This is a genomic window from Nostoc sp. DSM 114159 (genome assembly GCF_053470285.1).
In genome coordinates this window covers 7,970,672-7,991,156 of record NZ_JBPFEH010000001.1, presented here as the reverse complement: position 1 = coordinate 7,991,156, position 20,485 = coordinate 7,970,672, and the positions used below count along the sequence as shown (strand labels likewise).

15 protein-coding genes are annotated in these 20,485 nt (G+C 43.1%); 10 read left to right on the top strand and 5 right to left on the bottom strand.

Translation table 11 applies throughout. From position 1 onward, the window contains the following. Positions 1-221: 221 nt before the first annotated feature. The gene (locus tag ACR5KR_RS33680) at positions 222-383 is read left to right on the top strand and encodes a hypothetical protein (protein WP_445629500.1); all 162 of its coding nucleotides are present in this window, start codon (positions 222-224) and stop codon (positions 381-383) included. Between the two features lie 231 nt (positions 384-614). Next, on the top strand, positions 615-3,500 hold the full coding sequence (locus ACR5KR_RS33675) for a choice-of-anchor D domain-containing protein (RefSeq protein WP_448269694.1): 2,886 nt from the start codon (positions 615-617) through the stop codon (positions 3,498-3,500). Positions 3,501-3,836: 336 nt separating this feature from the next. Here the strand turns inward: ACR5KR_RS33675 and ACR5KR_RS33670 are convergent, their stop codons facing one another. Further along, positions 3,837-4,265 (bottom strand): hypothetical protein, encoded by a 429-nt coding sequence (locus ACR5KR_RS33670; RefSeq protein WP_445629498.1) that lies wholly within the window; start codon positions 4,263-4,265, stop codon positions 3,837-3,839. 118 nt (positions 4,266-4,383) lie between these two features. Here ACR5KR_RS33670 and ACR5KR_RS33665 point away from each other — a divergent pair, with 118 nt between their 5' ends. Together ACR5KR_RS33665 and ACR5KR_RS33660 are read left to right on the top strand one after the other, a co-directional pair. Continuing rightward, complete coding sequence (locus ACR5KR_RS33665; protein WP_445629497.1) at positions 4,384-6,234, top strand: S8 family peptidase; 1,851 nt, start codon at positions 4,384-4,386, stop codon at positions 6,232-6,234. Positions 6,235-6,342: 108 nt separating this feature from the next. Next, a complete protein-coding gene (locus ACR5KR_RS33660; protein ID WP_445629496.1) occupies positions 6,343-6,576 on the top strand; it encodes a hypothetical protein in 234 nt (77 codons plus the stop codon). Here ACR5KR_RS33660 and ACR5KR_RS33655 read toward each other — a convergent pair. After that, entirely contained in the window at positions 6,563-6,886 is a 324-nt protein-coding gene (locus tag ACR5KR_RS33655) for a thioredoxin family protein (protein WP_185580382.1), read from the bottom strand. The genes ACR5KR_RS33660 and ACR5KR_RS33655 overlap by 14 nt on opposite strands. 206 nt (positions 6,887-7,092) lie before the next feature. Then, positions 7,093-8,172, bottom strand: coding sequence for a recombinase RecA (recA, locus tag ACR5KR_RS33650; RefSeq protein ID WP_292865143.1), 1,080 nt, complete (start codon positions 8,170-8,172; stop codon positions 7,093-7,095). Between the two features lie 613 nt (positions 8,173-8,785). Between recA and ACR5KR_RS33645 the strand changes: the two genes are divergently transcribed. Next, a complete protein-coding gene (locus tag ACR5KR_RS33645; RefSeq protein ID WP_445629495.1) occupies positions 8,786-9,379 on the top strand; it encodes a restriction endonuclease in 594 nt (197 codons plus the stop codon). Between the two features lie 17 nt (positions 9,380-9,396). Here ACR5KR_RS33645 and ACR5KR_RS33640 read toward each other — a convergent pair whose 3' ends face one another. Continuing rightward, on the bottom strand, positions 9,397-10,383 hold the full coding sequence (locus tag ACR5KR_RS33640; RefSeq protein WP_445629494.1) for a DNA-methyltransferase: 987 nt from the start codon (positions 10,381-10,383) through the stop codon (positions 9,397-9,399). 50 nt (positions 10,384-10,433) lie between these two features. Beyond that, on the bottom strand, positions 10,434-10,676 hold the full coding sequence (locus ACR5KR_RS33635) for a helix-turn-helix domain-containing protein (protein WP_445629493.1): 243 nt from the start codon (positions 10,674-10,676) through the stop codon (positions 10,434-10,436). Positions 10,677-10,968: 292 nt separating this feature from the next. Here ACR5KR_RS33635 and xseA point away from each other — a divergent pair, with 292 nt between their 5' ends. The 5 genes from xseA to ACR5KR_RS33610 all read left to right on the top strand — a co-directional run bounded on the left by xseA (position 10,969) and on the right by ACR5KR_RS33610 (position 20,484). Next, complete coding sequence (gene xseA / locus ACR5KR_RS33630; RefSeq protein WP_448270417.1) at positions 10,969-12,237, top strand: exodeoxyribonuclease VII large subunit; 1,269 nt, start codon at positions 10,969-10,971, stop codon at positions 12,235-12,237. Beyond that, positions 12,230-12,457 carry an exodeoxyribonuclease VII small subunit gene (gene xseB / locus ACR5KR_RS33625; RefSeq protein WP_099102361.1) on the top strand — a complete coding sequence of 76 codons (228 nt, stop codon included), beginning with the start codon at positions 12,230-12,232 and terminating at the stop codon, positions 12,455-12,457. The genes xseA and xseB overlap by 8 nt, the downstream gene beginning before the upstream one ends. Before the next feature lie 319 nt (positions 12,458-12,776). Beyond that, complete coding sequence (locus ACR5KR_RS33620; RefSeq protein WP_448269691.1) at positions 12,777-15,035, top strand: ATP-binding protein; 2,259 nt, start codon at positions 12,777-12,779, stop codon at positions 15,033-15,035. Next, the gene (locus ACR5KR_RS33615; RefSeq protein ID WP_445629491.1) at positions 15,032-15,505 is read left to right on the top strand and encodes a response regulator; all 474 of its coding nucleotides are present in this window, start codon (positions 15,032-15,034) and stop codon (positions 15,503-15,505) included. Before ACR5KR_RS33620 ends, ACR5KR_RS33615 begins: the two co-directional genes overlap by 4 nt. 833 nt (positions 15,506-16,338) lie before the next feature. Beyond that, positions 16,339-20,484: a PAS domain-containing protein gene (locus ACR5KR_RS33610; RefSeq protein WP_448269689.1), complete on the top strand. Its 4,146-nt coding sequence runs from the start codon at positions 16,339-16,341 to the stop codon at positions 20,482-20,484. Position 20,485: the final 1 nt, after the last annotated feature.

The following is a 20,485-nucleotide window of genomic DNA, read 5'->3' as shown; positions in this document are numbered from 1 at the left end:
TTTTAATTAAGTTCACAACGCTCAGTTACACCGCTTAAAACAGGTTCAACTAAGTTGTTACATTAGTCCCCTTAAGTTAAAGGGTCAACCTCACTAAAGTTTCAACCAATTTAACTTCGATCGATTTTTAAGTCCCCAGTTATCAGCTAAGGGTGAATTTTACCATGCAGATTTGGCAACCTTCTGACCTAAAACAACGCATAAAGTTCAGAGGAATTACTATGCCAAATACGATCGTTTTATTAAAAAAAACAGATGCTAAAGCTGGTTTACAAAGAGCAGCAATGTCTACAATGGGCTACGCCTACGCAGCTGCTAAAGATGAAGTCTGGAGTAGAAGTATCTACGCGCTAATCGTCCAATTAATCTCAACAAAACTCTGACGATTGACGGTATTGATATTCCTGATTTAACCATTAACGGTTGACAGGAGAAAAGTTTTTCAGGTTTATAACAGCGTTTCTACAATCGACGCGATTTGAAGTCGCGATCGGATAACTGCGACTGTCCTTAACAGTGCAGATAGATGACTCATTCAAATCACTACTTAACAACTGAAGAAAGTTGCTGAGATTGTACTACCAATTTCCCTTACACATATTCGGAGTAAACAGATGGCTGGCAATACATATTATGTTTCTGCAACAGGCAGTGATAAAAATAATGGCTTAGACAAAGAATCTGCATTTCTTAGCTTGGGTAGAGCTGTGTATGAGATGAAAGCAGGCGACACTCTCTACGTCATGAATGGAAATTATCAAATGAAAGGGATTACGCTTTTTAACTTGAATGGCTCACCAGATAACTGGACAACAATAAAACCTTATCCAGGGGCTAAACCTACCATAACAACAACGGGAAGTGGCATTAATATATTCAGTTCATCCTACGTGCGGATTGAAGGACTTAATATAAAAGGCAATCGGGAAAACGTCACTCTCGAATATGCCTTGCAAGAGAAGGATAACCTGAATAACCCCTTGACCAATAGTAATGGTATTGCTGTTAATGCATGGAAAAACGCTGATGGTGTAGGTGGTACTAATCCCCATCATATTGTCATCACTGGTAACACAATCCGTAACTTTCCAGGTGGAGGCATAGCATTCAGTAATTCAGACTATATAACTGTTGAGAAAAACATTGTGTCTGGAAACGCTTGGTATTCACCTCACGGCAATCAGGGAATAACCTCTCTTAACAGTTTTAATTTTGATAACAATACCACTGACTACAGAATGATTTTTCGAGACAACATTGTCTACGATAACCAAAGTTTAATTCCGTGGAAAAATGGAGGCACTGACAAAATCACTGAGGGACATGGGATCATGCTTGATACTACCGATATCAGCAAAGATAATGTGGCCTATACAGGTAAGGCATTAATTGCAAATAACATCACTTACAACAATGGAGGTGCAGGTATTAATGTTTTCAAAGCTAACAATGTTGATGTAATCAATAACACAGCTTACAAAAATGCCCAAGTCCTTCCAGATTCTGGAGAGATTGGTGTTACTTACTCGGAAAATGTACGTGTCTACAACAACATTTTATATGCAAACGACAATCAATATGCTAACAGAATTAAGTATGACACAAATGTCACCTTCGATCGCAATCTTGTTTATAACTCGAACCTCTTCCAAGCTTCAGATAATTTAAACGCTACAGGGTTACAGAATCTTTTGGGTCAAGATCCTCAATTTGTTGATGCAGACAATGGGAATTTTGCACTCAAACCTGGAAGTGTTGCGATTGATGGTGGTTCTAATGCCTTCAATAGTATCACTAAGAGGACTCCTCAAGATGGTGATGGGAATGGCAGTACAGTCATTGATATTGGTGCATACGAAGCTCCCCGCAGCTCCACCAAAACCCCAGAAATTCAAGTTCTCAATGGCAATGTTGACATTATAGATGGCAACACCGCCATTAACTTTGGCGAGACTCTTGTTGGTGAACCGTTGATTAAAACCTTTACTATCAAGAATACCGGTATAGCTGCACTCAACCTAAGTAATCTTAAACTTCCCGACGGATTTAGTTTGGTTGGAACTCTGCCAACGAGTGTGGCTGTTAATGCTTCCACCACCATATCGGTGGCACTCAATCCCACTGGACCCGGCATCTATAGTGGCAGCCTCAGTTTAAACAACAACGACATTAATGAAAACCCCTTTGACTTTGCCATTAGTGGCACAGTTTATACCCCGGAAATTCAAGTTCTCAATGGCACTGTTGACATTACAGATGGTGACACCACCGCCATTAACTTTGGTGAAACGACTGTTGGTGACACCTTAACCAAAACCTTTACTATCAAGAACACCGGTACAGGCGCACTCAAGCTGAGTAAACTTGAACTTCCAGATGGATTTAGTTTGGTCGGAACTCTTCCAACAAGCGTGGCAGTTAATGCTTCTACTACCATATCGGTGGCACTCAATCCCACTACATCCGGTAGCTATAGTGGCAACTTCAGTTTAAAAAACAACGATATTGATGAAAGCTCCTTTGACTTTGCCATTAGTGGCACAGTCAGACCCGCTCCTGTCCAGGGAATTCAAGTTCTCAATGGCACTAACTCCAATGACACCTTTACTATCCGACGAGGCGATGGCAATTACAGCATCACTGACTTTGGTGGTGTAGGTACTAGTTCAAACCCTTCGGCTGCGGTAATTGCCAAAGTAGATACCCTGCAATTTATTGGGACTGAATTAACTGCAAGGAATCTGCAATTAACTCAAAATGGCAGCAATTTAGAAGTCAGCTTTGGAAATGTGGCTAATACTAAAGTCACTCTGCAAAACTTTAAGTTAGAAAACTTAGACAACTTAGCCGCATCGACAACAAAACCTGCCATTGGCAATATTATCTTTGACGGAGAAGACAGTGTTACCAAAAGCTTTGATGTAATTAATGCCAACTCCACTCAACCGTATATTTCTACAGCAAACACTGTTACTTTCCTCAATGACTTGGACAATAACATCAGCGGCTTTTACGCTTCCAACGATGTGATTAATGGTCAAGGGGGTAATGATACCATCAATGGCAGCGGTGGTGACGACCTACTGCGGGGTGGTACTGGCAACGATCTTCTCATTGGTGGACAAGGTAACGATACTCTTGTAGGTGGTATCGGTGCTGACTCTTTCCTCTACGATACCAATTCCATCTTTAATAGTGCGGTTGTGGGTATTGATACTATCGCTGACTTCAATCGCTCTCAAGGTGATAAGATTATCCTTGATAAGACTACCTTTACTGCTATTACTTCTGTTGTGGGAACGGGTTTTAGTAACGCCAGTGATTTTCAAATCACCAGTTCAGGGGCACTTAGCAATGCTGTAATTGTTTACGACCCTATGACTGGACAGTTATTTTACAATCAAAATGGTAGCGCTGCTGGTTTCGGCAGTGGTGGTCAATTTGCACAACTTACTGGTGCGCCCAATCTTACTGCCTCTGACTTTATCATTCAAGCATAGCTAGGTCGGGTCAACTGAGTAAAAGTGTAATCCAAATATGAATCGAGTTTTAAGGCGGCTTTCAATTAGATAGACCACAGCCATAGGGGCACCATAAACATAGGAGTGAAAAAGAATGTAGAGATGTAGCACGGCTACGTCTCTATAAGGATTTTGGATTACGTATATTGAATTTATGAAGATGTTTAATAAATGGTAGTCAAGTAAAAGCCATTCCAAAAAACATCTTTCCAATAAAAATGTCGTTGTCCATGAATAATATCACCACTAGCGATCTAACTTTTTGACCATAAATAGCCGTATTATTTGGAACTTATAGTTTTAATATAACTACTGCTATGGTTGCGATCGCAAGTCTTGTAATACTCCCTGCAAAAATTTCCCCCATTCTGCTGCCAAAGGAATTTCTGTAAACGGAACCCGCACTGAGTTAGTAGATTCAGAAAATAGAAATTCTAATTCTATAGAACGACCTTTCTCCGGCGGATTGTTTACATCTACTGGTTTTTCATCTACTAAAACCTGGATTTGTTTGATATCAAGCAAAGAGAATGTTTCTAGTTTAATAGGCCCTTGAGGCGTGGGTTTTCCCCAAGTTATATTGTTGTCTTTTTGACCTAATACAGCATAAATATCATACTTGGCTCGTTCAAATTGCTCTGCCCAAGTGCGATAGGCTTCGACTTTTTGATACTCCTTCGAGCCTTGCCAAGCCAACCAGAAAAACATTACTAACAGCGGCAACCACAAAAGACCACGTTCCATCGTTAAAAAAATCCTCAGTTTTGAGTGAAACTTGTAACTAAAAGTGCAAAATCTACCAACAAGGGGTGCAGATAAGTTATGGTATGAGCAAACTGGCAAAAAGCGGTGATGAGTTAATATGAGAAAACTTATATTATGGTGCTTGTTTGTCATTGGGCTGGGAGCTGCCATATTTGGTTTCCTGAATTTCCAGGGATTGGCAGCTAAAGGAGAGTTTGAGACGATTTTGCTTGATTTCCGCGAAGATATTCCATCACTTGTAGTGGAACAGGATTTGCAAGCGATCGCCAAACAATACAACGTTACACCCCAATTAGACAACAAGTTTTCCAAAAAAGATAATGTGTATATTATCAAAGGCGATCGCCAACGGCTCCAAGAACTGAAAAAATCTCAGTTTGCCCAAGCGACAGAATTCATTGAACCAAACTATATCTACAACAAGATTCCCCAACCAGGTAAAACCGCTTGGCTAGGTGAATTTTTAACACCCCAAGAAGATGAAGAAGCAAGTCCTTCATTAACTGGCCCTAATGACCAATATTACAGCAAGCAGTGGAACTTGCACAAAATCGGTATTGAAGGCGCATGGAGTCAAACCAAAGGCAGTGGCATCACAGTCGCAGTCATTGACACCGGGATTACCAAGGTTCGGGACTTGTATGAGACAAAATTCGTCAAGGGCTATGATTTTGTTAACGACCGAGAAGAAGCCACAGACGATAATGGTCACGGTACTCATGTTGCCGGAACTATTGCTCAAGCCACAAATAACAAATATGGCGTCGCTGGAATTGCCTATGAAGCCAGTCTGATGCCCTTAAAGGTACTCAGTTCTTATGGCGGTGGTACCGTTGCCGATATTGCCGAAGCGATTAAATTTGCTGCTGATAAAGGCGCAGATGTGATTAATATGAGCTTGGGTGGTGGCGGTGAAAGCCAGTTGATGAAACAAGCGATCGAGTATGCTCATAGAAAAGGTGTTGTTATTATTGCCGCAGCCGGTAATGAAAACGCCAATGGAGCAAGCTATCCAGCTCGCTATCCCTACGTCATCGGTGTTTCGGCAATTGGCCCAGATGGCGAAAGAGCGCCCTATTCTAACTTTGGTGCAGGGGTAGATATCTCTGCTCCTGGTGGTAGTGAAGCTGGTAAAATTCTCCAAGAAACCATCGATGAAAAGGGCGAAGGCGTATTTCTCGGTTTTCAGGGTACAAGCATGGCTGCTCCCCACGTTGCTGGTGTTGCGGCATTAATTAAAGCTGCTGGCATCAAAGAACCAGATGAAGTCTTAAAAGTCCTCAAGCAGTCAGCACGAGTGATTCAGGATGATGGTTTGAACTATTATGGCGCTGGACAACTCAATGCAGAAGCAGCAGTCAAACTAGCCTTTAGCGGACAAATTAGTTTCCCTGATTTCTTCCGGTGGTTACGGGATAGCGGCTATCTTAACCCCGGCTTTTGGATTGATGGTGGTGCGGTTGCACTGTTACCCAAGATTTTAATGGTAGTTGGTTCCTATCTGCTGGCTTGGTTTTTACGTGTTTACTTCCCCTTCACTTGGAGCTGGTCTTTATCCAGTGGACTAATTGCCGGTAGTTCTGGGTTATTCTTCCTCAAAGGAATCTATATTTTTGATCTTCCCCAATGGCCTTTCCGGGTTTTGGGCAGTTCAATTCCTGAGTTAGGCAATACTCTCCAGGGAACTGATGCATTAAATCCCTTATTTGCTAGCGTACTAATTCCCATTGCGTTAATGGCATTGCTGCTGGGACATCCTAGTTGGAAATGGTTTGCCATTGGTTCAACTTTAGGTGTAGCAGCGTGCTTAACTACAAGTGCGTTTTTCGAGCCGACAGTTTGGGGATTGGGAAGTGGTAACTTAGCACGTCTCTTCCTCATTGCTAATGCCCTAGTCTGTTATGGACTCGTTCGTTTAGCATTAAAAAACGAAGAGAAAATTGCGTAAACGAAGAGTGGGGAGTGGGAAAGAATTCTTAATAACTCCCTACTCCTAACTCTTGTACAGACGCGATTAATCGCGTCTCTACTCTTAACTCAGCACTCAGAAACTTTTATGAGCATTACAATTACAGGTACAATCGAACGTCGTGATATTGGTACAGGCGCATGGGCGTTAGTTACAGAAGAGGGCGTTACTTACGAAATCCTCAGAGGGGCTGACAAAGACCTACTCAAAGCCGGACAAAAAGCAAAAGTTAAAGGACAGGTGCGTGAAGATATCATGACAACTGCCATGATTGGCCCTGCCTTAGAGGTCAAATCTTTTGAGGTAATTAGTTCTGATTAGCTGTGGAATCTAGAACTTCTTGCAGACGACTTCTAAACTCCCCTTTGGGATGACCTCCTTTCACTTCACCAACAATCTGAAATTCCCCCTCGGGAGAATTGCAGATAATGTAAGTAGGCCATCCCATTTCTGATTTATCGGGATATTGAGTCAACAAAATCTTGCGATACTTGCGGTAAGCAGTCGTATCTTGCATTTTTACATCGATAAATTCTAAACCCAGTTCTTCAGCCACCTTTTTGTCATAAAAAGACATTTTGTGGCAGATGCCGCACTCTTCTGAAGAGAACTTAATTACAGCTAAACTCATGGGTTGGCTACTCTTTGATTATAAACAAAGTTTTTGAGCATAATGCCATGAAATATTACCATATAGCTGGTCATTAATGTCAATCTAAGGCTGAAACCCCGATCTAGTATTTTTTCCTTATCCAAATCTCGATAAAAATAAGGTGCGTTAGCTTTCTTTGTAACGCACCATCTATTAGCAATTGCAGATTAATAAATCCGCATTCTTTATTCTTCTGGCTCTAAATCGACTTCTTCCTCTTCATCTTCGTCACTGGCTTTAGCTACGGAGTTAGCAGAAACAACAGCGCCTTTATCTAGCTTTTCACGCACCAGTTTCTTAATTTCTTCAGCAAATTCAGGCTTTTCTTCTAGATACTTAATGGCGTTGTCTCGTCCTTGAGAGATATTATCGCCGTTGTAACTATACCAAGCTCCTTTGCGAACAATGATGCCAGTTTCTTCTGCTAAGTCAACAAGACAACCCAAGGTAGAAATGCCTTTACCAAAAATAATGTCAAATTCCGCTATTCTAAAAGGCGGCGCTACTTTATTTTTGGCGACTTTGACTTTAACGCGATTACCAAATTCATCAGTACCTTTTTTCAAGGTTTGAATTCGGCGAATATCCAAGCGCACCGAAGCGTAAAATTTCAATGCGTTACCGCCAGTAGTCGTTTCTGGGCTACCGTAAGTAACACCGATTTTTTGCCGTAACTGGTTGATGAAAATTACTGTACAACCAGATTTACCAATATTGCCAGTAATTTTACGTAGGGCTTGGCTCATTAACCGCGCTTGCAGACCAACGTGAGCATCGCCCATATCGCCTTCAATTTCAGCACGGGGAACCAGCGCTGCTACTGAGTCTATGACTACAATATCAACCGCAGCAGAGCGAACAAGTTGATCGACAATTTCTAAAGCTGATTCGCCAGTGTCAGGTTGGGAAATCAACAAATTGTCAATATCTACACCCAATGCAGCAGCATAAGTAGGGTCTAGGGCGTGTTCAGCATCAACAAAGGCAGCAATACCGCCATTTCTTTGCACTTCGGCGAGCGCGTGTAGCGCTACTGTAGTTTTACCAGAACTTTCCGGCCCATAAATTTCAATTACCCGCCCCTTGGGTAAACCACCACCCAATGCTAAATCTAGGGTAAGCGCTCCACTGGAAATTGTTTCCACCCGCATCCGGGTAGCATCGCCCAAGCGCATGATTGCTCCTTTACCAAAGCTGCGCTCAATCTGGTTTAGCACCATAGTCAGTGCTTTTTGCTTGCCAGAAGTATCGGTGTTGATAGCCATTCCTGCCTCTAATGCCTCTTAATATATGGTTTTAAGGAGTGTTGGTGTCGGAGTTTGAGTAGAACAGATATACTATTTTAACCAGAAAATTCTGGAATAGGACTTCTCAAATCAAAAAAGGGGTGTGACAAGATCGTAACTCGATCGCTACCAAATTAGGGTAGCTCTGCACAATGATACCAACTTACATTCAGAGATAGCTTCTTTTTGGCTGGGTAAGCAAGGGTTTTCAAAGAAAAATTATTTAAGCAACACAGGCAATGGTATTCAGCATATCATCGATAGGATATAAGCATCATCGGGTAAGGGACTTCCAACTAAAAAAATACCCATCGCTTTGGTAAGCAGAGGAGGAAAAATCTAAGAGCTAATTTGTAAACTCAAGTAAAGTACTTGTCTTGCAAGGATTTCAGGAATTTGAGTCAAAAAAATACTTATTCGCTGAAACTCAGACCTAGTAACGAGTTGAGTATCCTTCAGATTTTCTTTACGAATCAGCTCTAACGATCGTCTTCGCTCTTAAAAATTGAATAATTTAATTTCTGGAATTCCCTAAAAAGAAGATATAAATGGCTTCTAGGGTGGTGGCAACAAAGTCAAGTGAGAGTTAGTGATGAAGATTGTTCAAGAAGTTTCTTTAATTAGTGTTGGAAGTTTTGAAGAATCAAACGATTGGTGTATCATTCGCACTGAAATTCGTGATGCTATCTCTCTAATTGTCTATCCTCCCGGTACATCCAGCTTTACAATCAATCCAACAAGACATGGGAATGGTGTCAAGCCAATTAAAGAAGCTTGCATGATTGCGTTAAGAGATCGGTTTGGATGGAGTCTTGAAACTCGAATTAAATATGCAACTAAATCACCAGGAAAGGTTGATGCAACAAAGATCATTGACAATTATCTTTTCGCTCTTGAGTGGGAAACTGGTAATATTTCCTCAAGCCATCGAGCAGTCAATAAAATGATTCTCGGATTACTACGTGGTATTTTTCTAGGTGCTGCCTTAGTACTCCCTAGCAGAAAACTTTACCCTTACCTGACGGATCGAATTGGGAACTACGAAGAGTTAGAGCCATACTTTGATGTTTGGCGGGCAGTTCAAATCCAAGAGGGTTTTCTTGTAATCTTTGTAATTGAACACGATCGCTTAGATACCAATGTACCAACACTTACTAAAGGTACTGATGGTCGTGCCTTGGTCTAAAGTTTCCTGCATACATTCTACGTAGAATAAGGAATTGGAAGTTGTAACGCAGTTGTGTTGCTTTGTTTTAATTTCTTGCTTCCTCTTGCCGATTCCCATTGTTCTATGATGCCATTAGCTAGATCGGTTAATCGTTCTAGCGCTGGATGTGTATCCCCTATTTCTGAGCCAATCCAGTAACGTTGTAGTTTTTCTGCTGCGTAAAATGTAGTGCCAGAGCCTCCAAATGGATCAACCACAATTTGACTCGGATTAGATGCCATTGCAATAATTCGTTCTAGCATAATGGGGGCAAGTTCGTTGGGAACTCGTTTTTTGTGCCGACGATGCCGAACTGGTGGAATGTCAGTCCATATTTCCTCTGTCAATGTCCATAAAACCTCATTAAATTCGGTTTCAGAAGCATCTTTCCAAACGTCTTCTGGCGCATCCCAAACATCCATTAAGTTGATACCTTTCTCATTAAGTTTTTTGCGATGCCCACCATAGTCACGAATTTCTCCACCACAATGTCGGCAAACTTGAATGGGTGTGTAGACTTTGTTAAAGACTGCTGGTTCTCCTTTGGTGTAGTAAATTAGTCCGTAGTGAGCAGGAGACATCTTCTTACCTCTTGGAAAAGATTTTGGCATTCTACAAGCAATCCAATGCCGAAAACACATCCCTTGCCTATTGAGGTATGCACCATACTCTATGCACCATTTGGGTAAATTGAATATAAATAGACTTCCACCTGGTTTAAGGACTCGAATGCTCTCACTAAGCCACTGTTGCGACCATATTAAATATTTATCTGCCTCCATTTGATCGCTTACACCTTCACCATATTCTTTACCAAGGTTAAAAGGTGGGTCAGCAAATACCAGATCCACAGACTCATTAGGCAATGCTGAGAGGAGTTTAACACAATCTCCCTGATAAAGAATTCCATACTCACTTTTATAAATCTGTTGCAATCCTTGTTGAGTTGCAACATCAGTCGCAATCAGTTGAAAAGGGAGCATTGATTTTACCTTTAGTATTTTATTGTAGCTTGAGTTTACAAACTATATTGTCAATTGTCAATAGAGTTTTTCTGAGAGGTTGTACTACGGGGTTGATAGGGTTTTCCAGTAGGCTGATTCTTGTATCTCTCTACTTCAGCAACTTCTATGTAATAATAACGCCCTAGTTTGCAGGCTATAATCTGACCATTCTTAATTAAGTCGTGTACTCGTTGACGGGTTATACCAAGTAACTTGGCAGTTTCAGCTACAGAGACTAATTCAGAACTTTTGTTAGAAGCAGAGTCTGTCATACATGTTTTCTTGAGCAAGATTTACATTTTAGTCGGTAAGCGCAATGATGTTGACATCCTCACAGACAAGGGAGGCGCGGTGATTCTGGAGTAATAAGTAATGAGTAAATACCCATTTTTCATCCACTCATTACTTCAAAATCATTACTTGAAAGCATTACGTGAAGCACGGGGTTTCAAGCCCATTTTTCTGATGATGTCTACAAAAGATTGAAGCGTTTACTCGGTTAAACTTCGGGTTTCATTAAAAATGCTAGAATCGCTCCAGCACAAATGCTTTCAGGCATCTTTGATGACTCTCGACCTTCCCGACTCTCTGATTCTCGATACTGCGCTTTCGGTTTCTGGATTAACTGACTATATCCGTTTGCTGTTAGAGCAAGATGAACAATTGCGGCAAGTTTGGGTAACTGGCGAAGTTTCCAGTGCTAACAACCATCGCAGTGGGTTGTTTTTCACGCTGCAAGATCCCGATCGCACCGCCGGCATTAAGTGTGTAGTATGGAATAGCCAATTGCCAAAACTCTCCCAAATGCCTGTTCCTGGCGAACAGATAATCATTTTGGGCAGCATTCGCGTCTATCCGCAACGGGGAGAGTATCAGTTATCAGTTTGGCAAACTCTACCTGCTGGTGTTGGTTTACAGGCGCTGCGCTATCAACAACTCAAAAATCGCTTGCTGGCTGAAGGGTTATTCGACGCGCAAAGAAAGCGATCGCTCCCCACTCATCCCCAAACGATCGCTGTTGTCACTTCCCCAACGGCTGCTGCTTGGGGCGATATTCAAAAAACCCTGAAGCAAAGGTATCCAGGTTTACATGTTTTATTTTCTCCCGCGACCGTACAAGGCGACCAAGCTCCAGAATCTATCGTCAAAGCAATTGAGCGGGTGGAAAGAAATGGACGCGCCGAAGTGCTAATTTTATCGCGTGGTGGTGGCGCGGTTGAGGAGTTGGCTTGTTTTAATGATGAACGAGTAGTGCGATCGCTTGCTAATTGTTCTATTCCGGTAATTACTGGGATCGGCCATCAACGAGATGAATCTTTAGCAGATTTAGTCGCAGATGTCTGCGTGCATACACCAACTGCGGCAGCAGAAATGGTTGTACCAGCACTTTCAGAGTTGTATACTGAGCATCGGCAGCGAATTGTCGCTTTACATGAGGCGGTGCATGACTTTAGGGAAAATGCTGAAAATAAACTGCAAGTATTACGGAACCGTTTGCGACGTTTGCGGTTAGATCGGCAAGTGCAGCAGGAAGTGGAAAAGCTTGCTTGGAAGCGTCAGCATTTGGTACAAATTACCACGGGGCGATCGCAGCAAGCAACTCAGCATTTAGAGTTATTGCGGCAAAAGTTGGCTAGTCTTGACCCGAAAGCGGTGTTACAGCGTGGTTATGCGGTGGTGAGAAGGGAAGATGGGGCGATCGCTCGTTCGGCAGCAGAGTTGGCTGTGGGGCAAGAGTTAATGATTCAATTGGGGCAAGGTGGGGTTAAAGTGAAGGTTATGGAAGTGAACGAACCGCACAGACGCAGAGGACGCAGAGAGATTAATGGTTAAACGTAAGGGTGCTTCTAGTTCTGAGGAAGGTTGGAATTATGAGGCGAAGGTTGCTGAAATCGAGGGAATTATTACTCGCATTGAGGCGGGTGAATTGGAATTGGAAGCTGTGTTTGACCAATTTGCAACTGCTGTAGAGTATTTGCGTCAGTGCGAAGGTTTTTTGCAGCAGCGACAACAGCAGGTAGATTTGTTGATTGAAACATTAAGCCAAGAGTAGATGCCGGAGACTCTAGTTTGAGTCTAGGCTAGTAGTGTGAATATAGGAGTTCGCTTTTAAGTGAGGTACAAAATACAGGACTCAAAATCTCAAATATAACGCAATACAGTTCAGAATGAGCAACAAAACACTTGTAGAAACGGCGATTTATCGCGTCTTTTAGAAACGGCGATTTATCGCGTCTTTTAGAAACGGCGATTTATCGCGTCTCGAAAACCCAAAATTGTTGCCAGTAGCCCTTAACTCAAGCGTATTGAGATATAAAGAGTTTCTGCCTCCTTGAAACCAGAGTTCTAATCAGGAGTTGCATAAACAGAGAATGACTGATGAGATCATTGATTTGACAAATTGCGATCGCGAACCGATCCACATTCCCAGTTTGATCCAGCCTCACGGGGTTTTACTGGTTTTGCAAGATCCTACCCTGGAAATCCTTCAGGTGAGCAGTAATACTCAGCAAGTTATTGGTCGTCAACCTGATGATTTGCTGGGCAAGTCGCTATCAGATTTACTCAATGTCAAGCAAATTAAACTAATTCAACAATGTCTGGCAGAGGATTTTGAGAGCGTTAATCCCCTAAATATAATCATCAAACATCAAAATAAATCCATTCATTTTGATGGCATTGTCCATCGTTTAGATACTATTATTATTCTGGAATTGGAGCCGAAAAAAGCGAAGGAAAAAACAGGCTTTTTTGACTTTTATCAACAGGTAAGAGGAACCATTACCCGCATTCAGAAAGCACCAACGCTGCTAGAAATGTGCCAAATTGTGGTGACAGAAGTCCGGCGGATCGCTGGCTTCGATCGCGTTATGGTCTATCGATTCGATCGCGAAGGAGCAGGCAGTGTCATCGCTGAAGATACCAATCAGGAAACGCCCTATTTGGATTTACACTATCCGCCCTCTGACATTCCCAAGCAAGCCCGACAGCTATACACCTTGAACTGGCTGCGGCTAATTCCAGATGCTAGCTACCAGCCTGTCACCTTAATTCCAGCGAACAATCCCTTGACAAATCAACCGCTCGATCTGAGTTTATCTATGTTGCGGAGTGTTTCTCCAATTCATCTAGAGTACCTGCAAAATATGGGCGTGACTGCCTCTATGTCTATTTCTTTGATGCACGAGCAAAAGCTTTGGGGATTGATTGCCTGTCACCATTCGTCACCCAAATATATTTCTTACAATATCCGCACCATCTGCGAGTTCATTGGACAGGTAATGTCTGTGGAACTGGCAAATAAAGAAGCAAGTGAAGATATTGATTACAAAAGTCAATTAAAGTTATTACAAACTCAATTTGTCGAAGGCTTGTCTCAGGCTGAGTATTTCCTGGATGGGATGGTGCAAATGAAATCTCAATTACTCAATCTGGTCAGCGCCACAGGAGCGGTGATATGTAATGGCGACCAGTATATTCAAGTGGGTAAAACGCCATCACAGTCAGAGGTTCGCGCCTTACTTGATTGGATTAAACCTCAACTGCATCATAACTTGTTTGAGACGCGATCGCTTACGAAAAATTACCCTGCTGCCTCCTTCTTTAAAGCGATCGCTAGTAGCGTGTTAGCTCTGGAAATTTCCAAAGTTCATCACAATTATATTCTCTGGTTTCGTCCAGAGGTGATTCAAACGGTGAATTGGGGCGGCAACCCCAACAAGCCTGTGGAAGTTTTCTCAGATGGCAGTTTAAGAATGTCTCCTCGCAAATCCTTTGAATTATGGCAAGAAACGGTGCAAGGAGCTGCCCTACCCTGGAAACCCTGTGAAATTGAGGTGGTTACTGAACTGCGAAGCCTGATTGTGGGCGTTGTGTTACGGCAGGCAGACAAACTGGCATCGATGAATTTTGAATTACAACGGAGTAACGAAGAACTTGATTCTTTTGCCTACGTTGCCTCCCATGACCTCAAAGAACCGCTGCGGGGCATTCACAACTACGCTAACTTCTTAATGGAAGACTATGCAGATGTACTAGATAATGATGGAATTGCTAAACTGCAAACCTTGGTGCGGCTGACGCAGCGAATGGAAGACCTGATTAATTCTCTCCTCCATTTCTCGCGGTTGGGACGCGCCGAACTGATCAGGCAATCAGTGAATCTGAATGAGTTAGTGCCCCAGGTAATCACCATTTTGACCATTTCCCGACCGCAGAGCGAAGTTGAGTTTCGCATTCCTCAACCCCTTAAGAGCGTTCAAGGCGATCGCGCTCAGATCAATGAACTGTTTAGCAACCTGATTAGCAACGCGATTAAGTACAATGATAAACCTGAGAAATGGGTCGAAATAGGTTTTATTGAAGGCGATGGCGAAAGCAAAGTTGCTTCTAATTCTGTAACTTTCTACGTTCGTGATAACGGTATTGGCATCCCCCAAGAACATCTCGACAAAATCTTTCAAATCTTCCGCCGCTTACATGGACGGGATGACTTTGGCGGGGGGACTGGCGTAGGGTTAACCATTGCCCGCAAAATTGTGGAACGTCATGGTGGTAGAATTTGGGTGGAATCTACACCTACTGAAGGTAGTATGTTTTACTTTACCCTGTCGGCGGAGGCAAATACATGACTCAAATTTCAGCCTCCCCGATCCTGGAAAAGCCACTACTTTTAATTGTCGAGGATAGCAATGAAGACTTTGAGGCACTGCAAAGATTTCTAGGGCGCTCTGCCATTGCGATCGCTATTCAAAGGTGTGTGAATGGAGAAGAAGCCTTGGCGTTTCTTTATCGCACTGGTAGCTATGTGGAGCGCAAAAGTGCCCTCCGTCCCGGTTTGATTGTGCTTGACTTGAACCTACCCGGAACCGATGGACGAGAAGTCTTACGCCGGATTAAACAGGATGACAACTTGAAAATGATTCCGGTGGTGGTGTTTACTACTTCTAACAATCCCAAAGATATTGAAGTATGCTATCAATATGGTGTCAACAGCTATATCGTTAAACCAATCAATTTTGCTCAACTGAAACGAGATATTCAGATGCTTGTGGAATATTGGTTTGAAGTGACGACACTGCCTGATTATCCCAAGGATTAGTCATGAGTCAGAGATCGTGCATTGTCTTAATTGTTGATGATTGCCAGAAGATTGAGAACTCTATCTACGGTATTTAGTGCGTGACCAGGAGTATTCCCATAGTATTTTAGCTCGACTTTATCCACGATTAAGAACTCGGTTTTCTGTATCCGGCAAAAACCCTAGCTTTTTAGCAAATAGTTTTTCCACATTACAGATTATCGATGAAGTTAAAAAGTCAAACTACTGTCCCATAAAAGTTGCATTCAAAAATAGAGCATTTTGCGATCGCACTTGCAGAATGTGGATTATATCTTATATATAGGAATCATATTTGATTTTTGAACAAGACTCAGTACGGTATCCCTTCTTTCCTATTCCCTGCCCAAGCAAGTAAATTTAAGAATCAAACCGGATTGCTATATATATTACTTATTGAGTATATTTGCAATTGTGATAATGGCGATCGCATTCAGTTTATAACCGAATTTAAACACAAGAATATTAGAAGATTAAAATTCCCTAATTATCAGCTTTACAGCGATTTTATTTCTGCCAAATGATTGAGGATTGCTATTACGATCTTCATAGAAAATTTGTATTATTGAATGAATATTTATAGATGATTCTCTGGCAAAAATGATATAAATTTTATAAGTGAGTTAAGAATTAAATTATACATTAGAGCGAGCGAATAAGTTAACGCAAAGCAGATGTAAAGAGCGAGCCAATAAATTTATCAAATATGCTAAAATCCTGGGATAATCAGGGTTTTAGTATTTCTTTAAAAATGTCAATTTTCTATGCCAACCTACAGAATGTGGGTTAACATCTACTCGATTAATTAATTCACAATGTCTCAGCAACAGCGCGCTCTCTTAATTGTCGATGATTCCCCAGAAGATCGAGAACTCTATCGGCGGTATTTACTGCGCGATCGCGAATATTCGTACACTATCCTAGAAGCAACGCTGGGACAACAAGGGTTAGAACTTTGGCAGCAACATCAGCCCGATGTAGTGTTGCTTGATTATCGATTGCCCGACCTAGACGGACTGGAATTTCTGGCACAATTGCAACCCTCGACCCAACAGCCTTGCCTACCCGTGATTGTCGTCACTGGGCAAGGTAATGAGGCGATCGCAGTTAAGGCAATTAAAGCGGGCGCACAAGATTATCTTGTCAAAGAGCAAATTACCCCAGAAGGGCTGCAAATAGCAGTAAATGGGGCAATTGAAACAGTGCAGCTACGCACCCAACTACAACAGCGTATTGAACGAGAGCGCGTAGTCTCACTTATTACCCAAAAAATTCACCAATCGCTAAATCTGGATGAAATTCTTCAGACAACTGTAACCGAAGTGCGAGAATTTCTGCACACCGATCGCGTCTTGGTTTTTCAGTTAAAACCTGATGGGAATGGGACAGTAGTAGCAGAATCGGTTGGGGAAAAGTGGCGATCGCTGCTTGACTCTACTATGTACGATCCCTGCCTCGCCGAGAACTACCTTGCATGGAATCGACCAGGAATAAGCTACGATACCGCCATTGTCGAGAATTATATCCAACGCTATCGTCAGGGTTACGTAACGGCAATATTTGATATTCAGGATAGCAGTATTGATGCCTGCCACGTTGAATTGTTGGCTCAGTTTCAAGTGAAAGCTAATCTGGTCGTGCCGATTATTTACGATGACCACTTTTGGGGGTTGCTAATTGCTCATAACTGTGCAGTTCCTCGAAGGTGGCAACCCTTAGAGATCGACTTGCTCAAAGAACTGGCGATTCAAGTTGGCATTGCAATTCGGCAGGCGGAACTCTATCAGCAGGCGCAGAATGAACTGACCGATCGCAGACGAGTAGAAGCAGAACTACGGGAGAGCGAAGAATGGCTGCGATTGGCACTGTCAGCTTCTCGGATGGGAACGTGGAACTGGAACATCCAAACCGGAAAAATTTCCTGGTCGGATAACCTGGAAGGCTTATTTGGACTGGAGCCAGGAGAATTTGACGGTTCATTCGAGATGTTTACCGCGCGAGTCCATCCTCAAGATCGCGATCGCGTGCTGACAGCCGTTGAACTGGCGATCGCCACCGGAGAAGACTATGACATTGAATTTCGGGTAGTATATCCCAACGGTACAATTCGCTGGGCACTAAGCCAGGGTAAGGTATTTTACGACCAACAGGGGCAACCAATTCAGATGGCTGGTATCGATCTAGATATCACCGAACGCAAACAGTCAGCCGAAATTCTGCGCGAGAGTGAGGAACGTTTTCGGCAGCTTGCAGAAAATATTGATGCGGTGTTCTGGATCAAAGAAGTGTCGGAAAATCGAGTCAGCTATGTTAGTCCTGCATATAAACGACTGTGGGGATTGAACCCGCAAGAATTGTATCAAGAACAACAAGCATGGATCGATCGCATCCATCCAGAGGATCGAGAATCTACAGACAGAGCGTTTCATGAAAAAGCTGTCGCAGGTAAATTTGATGAGGAATATCGGATTATTTTACCCAATGGTAATATTCGCTGGGTTCACGATCGCTGCTTTCCCCTGCGAGATGAAACCGGAAAAATTTATCGGTTTGCCGGGATTGCCGAAGACATTAGCGATCGCAAACAGGTAGAGCAAGCCCTGCGAGACAGTGAAGAACGCTTCCGCACCTCAGTTGAAAATATGCTGGACTGCTTTGGAGTATACCGTGCTGTACGGAATGAGCAGGGACAGATTGTCGATTTTGTGACTGAATATGTCAATAGTGCGGCTTGTTTCAACAATCAAATGACTTATGAGCAGCAGATTGGACGGGGATTGTGTGAATTACTACCAGGGCATCATGAAAGTGGATTGTTTAATGAATACTGCCAGGTAGTAGAAACAGGACAGCCGCTCATCAAAGACAGCTTAGTTTATGAGGATGTGTACGGAAAACAACGCTTAGTTAGAGCCTTTGATATCCGCGTGGCTAAATGTGGAGATGGATTTGTTGCCACTTGGCGAGATATCACCACTCGCCAACAAACCGAAGAAGCCCTGCGCCAGAGTGAAGAATTTAAAAACCGCATTTTAGACAGCAGTTCTGATTGCATCAAAGTATTAAGCCTCGACGGGCGGCTGCTGTACATGAATACAGGTGGACTGTGTTTGATGGAAATTGATGACTTAAATTCCTATCTCAATACTCAATGGCTCTGTTTCTGGGAAGGCAGTTATCGGCAACAGGTAGAGTCGGCACTTGCTGCCACTAAAACAGGCGAAGTCAGCATTTTTCGCGGATACTGCCCAACTGCAAAAGGCACTCCAAAATGGTGGGAAGTGGTCGTTAGCCCGATCTTGGATGGCTCTGGGCAACTGGAACGAATCTTGTTGATTTCACGAGACATTACCGATCGCAAAAAGATAGAACTCCTGTTGCAGGAGAGCGAAGCCCGGTTGAAATTGGCGTACAAAGCTACACAATCGGGATTATGGGACTGGGACATTACCCGCAACAGAGCTCATGTATCTGAAGAATATATCAATCTGTTTGGGCTTGACCCAAGCACAAAGGAAATCACCTATGAACTGTGGTTAAGCCTTTTGCACCCAGACGATTGCGCCTCAGCTGATGAAACGGTGACTCGCACCATTCAGCAACAACAAGACCATTATGAAGATGATTTCCGGATTATACATCCTGATGGCATTCGCTGGTTAGCGGCTAGAGGTCAGGTTTTCTATGATACTGCGGGCAATGCAATCCGGATGGTAGGCAACGTCCAGGATATCACCGATCGCAAACAAGCTGAAATCGAACGCGATCGCCTATTTCAACTAGAACAAGCAGCCAGAGCCGAAGCCGAACGCGCCAATCGGATCAAAGATGAGTTTCTGGCTATTCTCTCCCATGAATTGCGATCGCCTCTCAATCCAATTCTCGGCTGGACAAGACTGCTGCAAACTCGCAAATTTAGTGAAAAGAAAACGGCTGAAGCTTTAGCTACCATCGAACGCAACGCCAAACTACAAACTCAACTGATTGATGACTTGCTCGATGTAGCCAAAATTCTGCGGGGCAAACTCAGCATCGAAGCGGCTCCGGTGAATTTGGCATTTGTGATTGAATCTGCGCTCGACACAGTAAATACAGCAGCCCTTTCCAAATCAATCGTGTTGCATTCAGTACTGCCGAATGTTGGGCAAGTCTCTGGAGATTCCAACCGCCTTCAACAGATCGTTTGGAATTTACTTTCCAACGCGATCAAGTTTACTCCCAAAGGCGGACGGGTAGAAACCAGATTAGAGCGAGTTGACGATTGGGTAAAGATTATCGTCAGTGACACAGGTAAAGGCATTAACCCAGATTTTCTCCCGTATATTTTTGAGTCATTCCGTCAAGAAGATGTCTCAATTACTCGCAAGTATGGCGGGTTGGGATTGGGGTTAGCGATCGTCCGGCAGTTGGTTGAGGCGCACGGTGGCACCATCACGGCTGATAGTCCAGGTGAGGGCTTGGGAGCCACCTTTACAGTCCAGTTGCCACTGCTGAATGTGGAACCGGAAATCAAGCAGACAGATGAGTTGCCACAACCAGCACTCGAACTCACCGGGATTCGAGTCCTCACAGTTGATGATGACCCCGATGCCCGTCAGCTATTAACAGTATTGCTTGCTGAATACGGCGCGCAAGTTCTGACTGTTGCTTCTGGGGCAGAAGTTTTAGCAAACCTAGAATCCTTTCAACCCGATGTCTTAGTCAGTGATATTGGGATGCCGGAAGTCGATGGTTATTCCCTGATTCAACAGATTCGCGCTTTAACTCCCGAAAAAGGGGGAAAGATTCCCGCGATCGCTTTGACTGCTTATGCTAGAGTTGAGGATTCCCAACTAGCGATCGGCAATGGCTACCAACTGCACGTTACCAAGCCCCTCGATCCAGAAGAGTTAGTTGAAGCTGTGGTGGCACTTGCACGCGGTAAACTAAACCATCCCATTCCTGAAAATGATTCGGTTTAAC

Bases quoted from the DNA above. Each gene is read 5' to 3' on its own strand.
- ACR5KR_RS33635 (WP_445629493.1), bottom strand. From the start codon at position 10,676: ATGACAGACTCTGCTTCTAACAAAAGTTCTGAATTAGTCTCTGTAGCT.
- xseB (WP_099102361.1), top strand. From the start codon at position 12,230: ATGGTTAAACGTAAGGGTGCTTCTAGTTCTGAGGAAGGTTGGAATTAT.
- ACR5KR_RS33655 (WP_185580382.1), bottom strand. From the start codon at position 6,886: ATGAGTTTAGCTGTAATTAAGTTCTCTTCAGAAGAGTGCGGCATCTGC.
- ACR5KR_RS33645 (WP_445629495.1), top strand. From the start codon at position 8,786: ATGAAGATTGTTCAAGAAGTTTCTTTAATTAGTGTTGGAAGTTTTGAA.
- ACR5KR_RS33675 (WP_448269694.1), top strand. From the start codon at position 615: ATGGCTGGCAATACATATTATGTTTCTGCAACAGGCAGTGATAAAAAT.
- ACR5KR_RS33640 (WP_445629494.1), bottom strand. From the start codon at position 10,383: ATGCTCCCTTTTCAACTGATTGCGACTGATGTTGCAACTCAACAAGGA.
- ACR5KR_RS33665 (WP_445629497.1), top strand. From the start codon at position 4,384: ATGAGAAAACTTATATTATGGTGCTTGTTTGTCATTGGGCTGGGAGCT.
- ACR5KR_RS33620 (WP_448269691.1), top strand. From the start codon at position 12,777: ATGACTGATGAGATCATTGATTTGACAAATTGCGATCGCGAACCGATC.
- ACR5KR_RS33660 (WP_445629496.1), top strand. From the start codon at position 6,343: ATGAGCATTACAATTACAGGTACAATCGAACGTCGTGATATTGGTACA.
- recA (WP_292865143.1), bottom strand. From the start codon at position 8,172: ATGGCTATCAACACCGATACTTCTGGCAAGCAAAAAGCACTGACTATG.
- ACR5KR_RS33680 (WP_445629500.1), top strand. From the start codon at position 222: ATGCCAAATACGATCGTTTTATTAAAAAAAACAGATGCTAAAGCTGGT.
- xseA (WP_448270417.1), top strand. From the start codon at position 10,969: ATGACTCTCGACCTTCCCGACTCTCTGATTCTCGATACTGCGCTTTCG.
- ACR5KR_RS33615 (WP_445629491.1), top strand. From the start codon at position 15,032: ATGACTCAAATTTCAGCCTCCCCGATCCTGGAAAAGCCACTACTTTTA.
- ACR5KR_RS33610 (WP_448269689.1), top strand. From the start codon at position 16,339: ATGTCTCAGCAACAGCGCGCTCTCTTAATTGTCGATGATTCCCCAGAA.
- ACR5KR_RS33670 (WP_445629498.1), bottom strand. From the start codon at position 4,265: ATGGAACGTGGTCTTTTGTGGTTGCCGCTGTTAGTAATGTTTTTCTGG.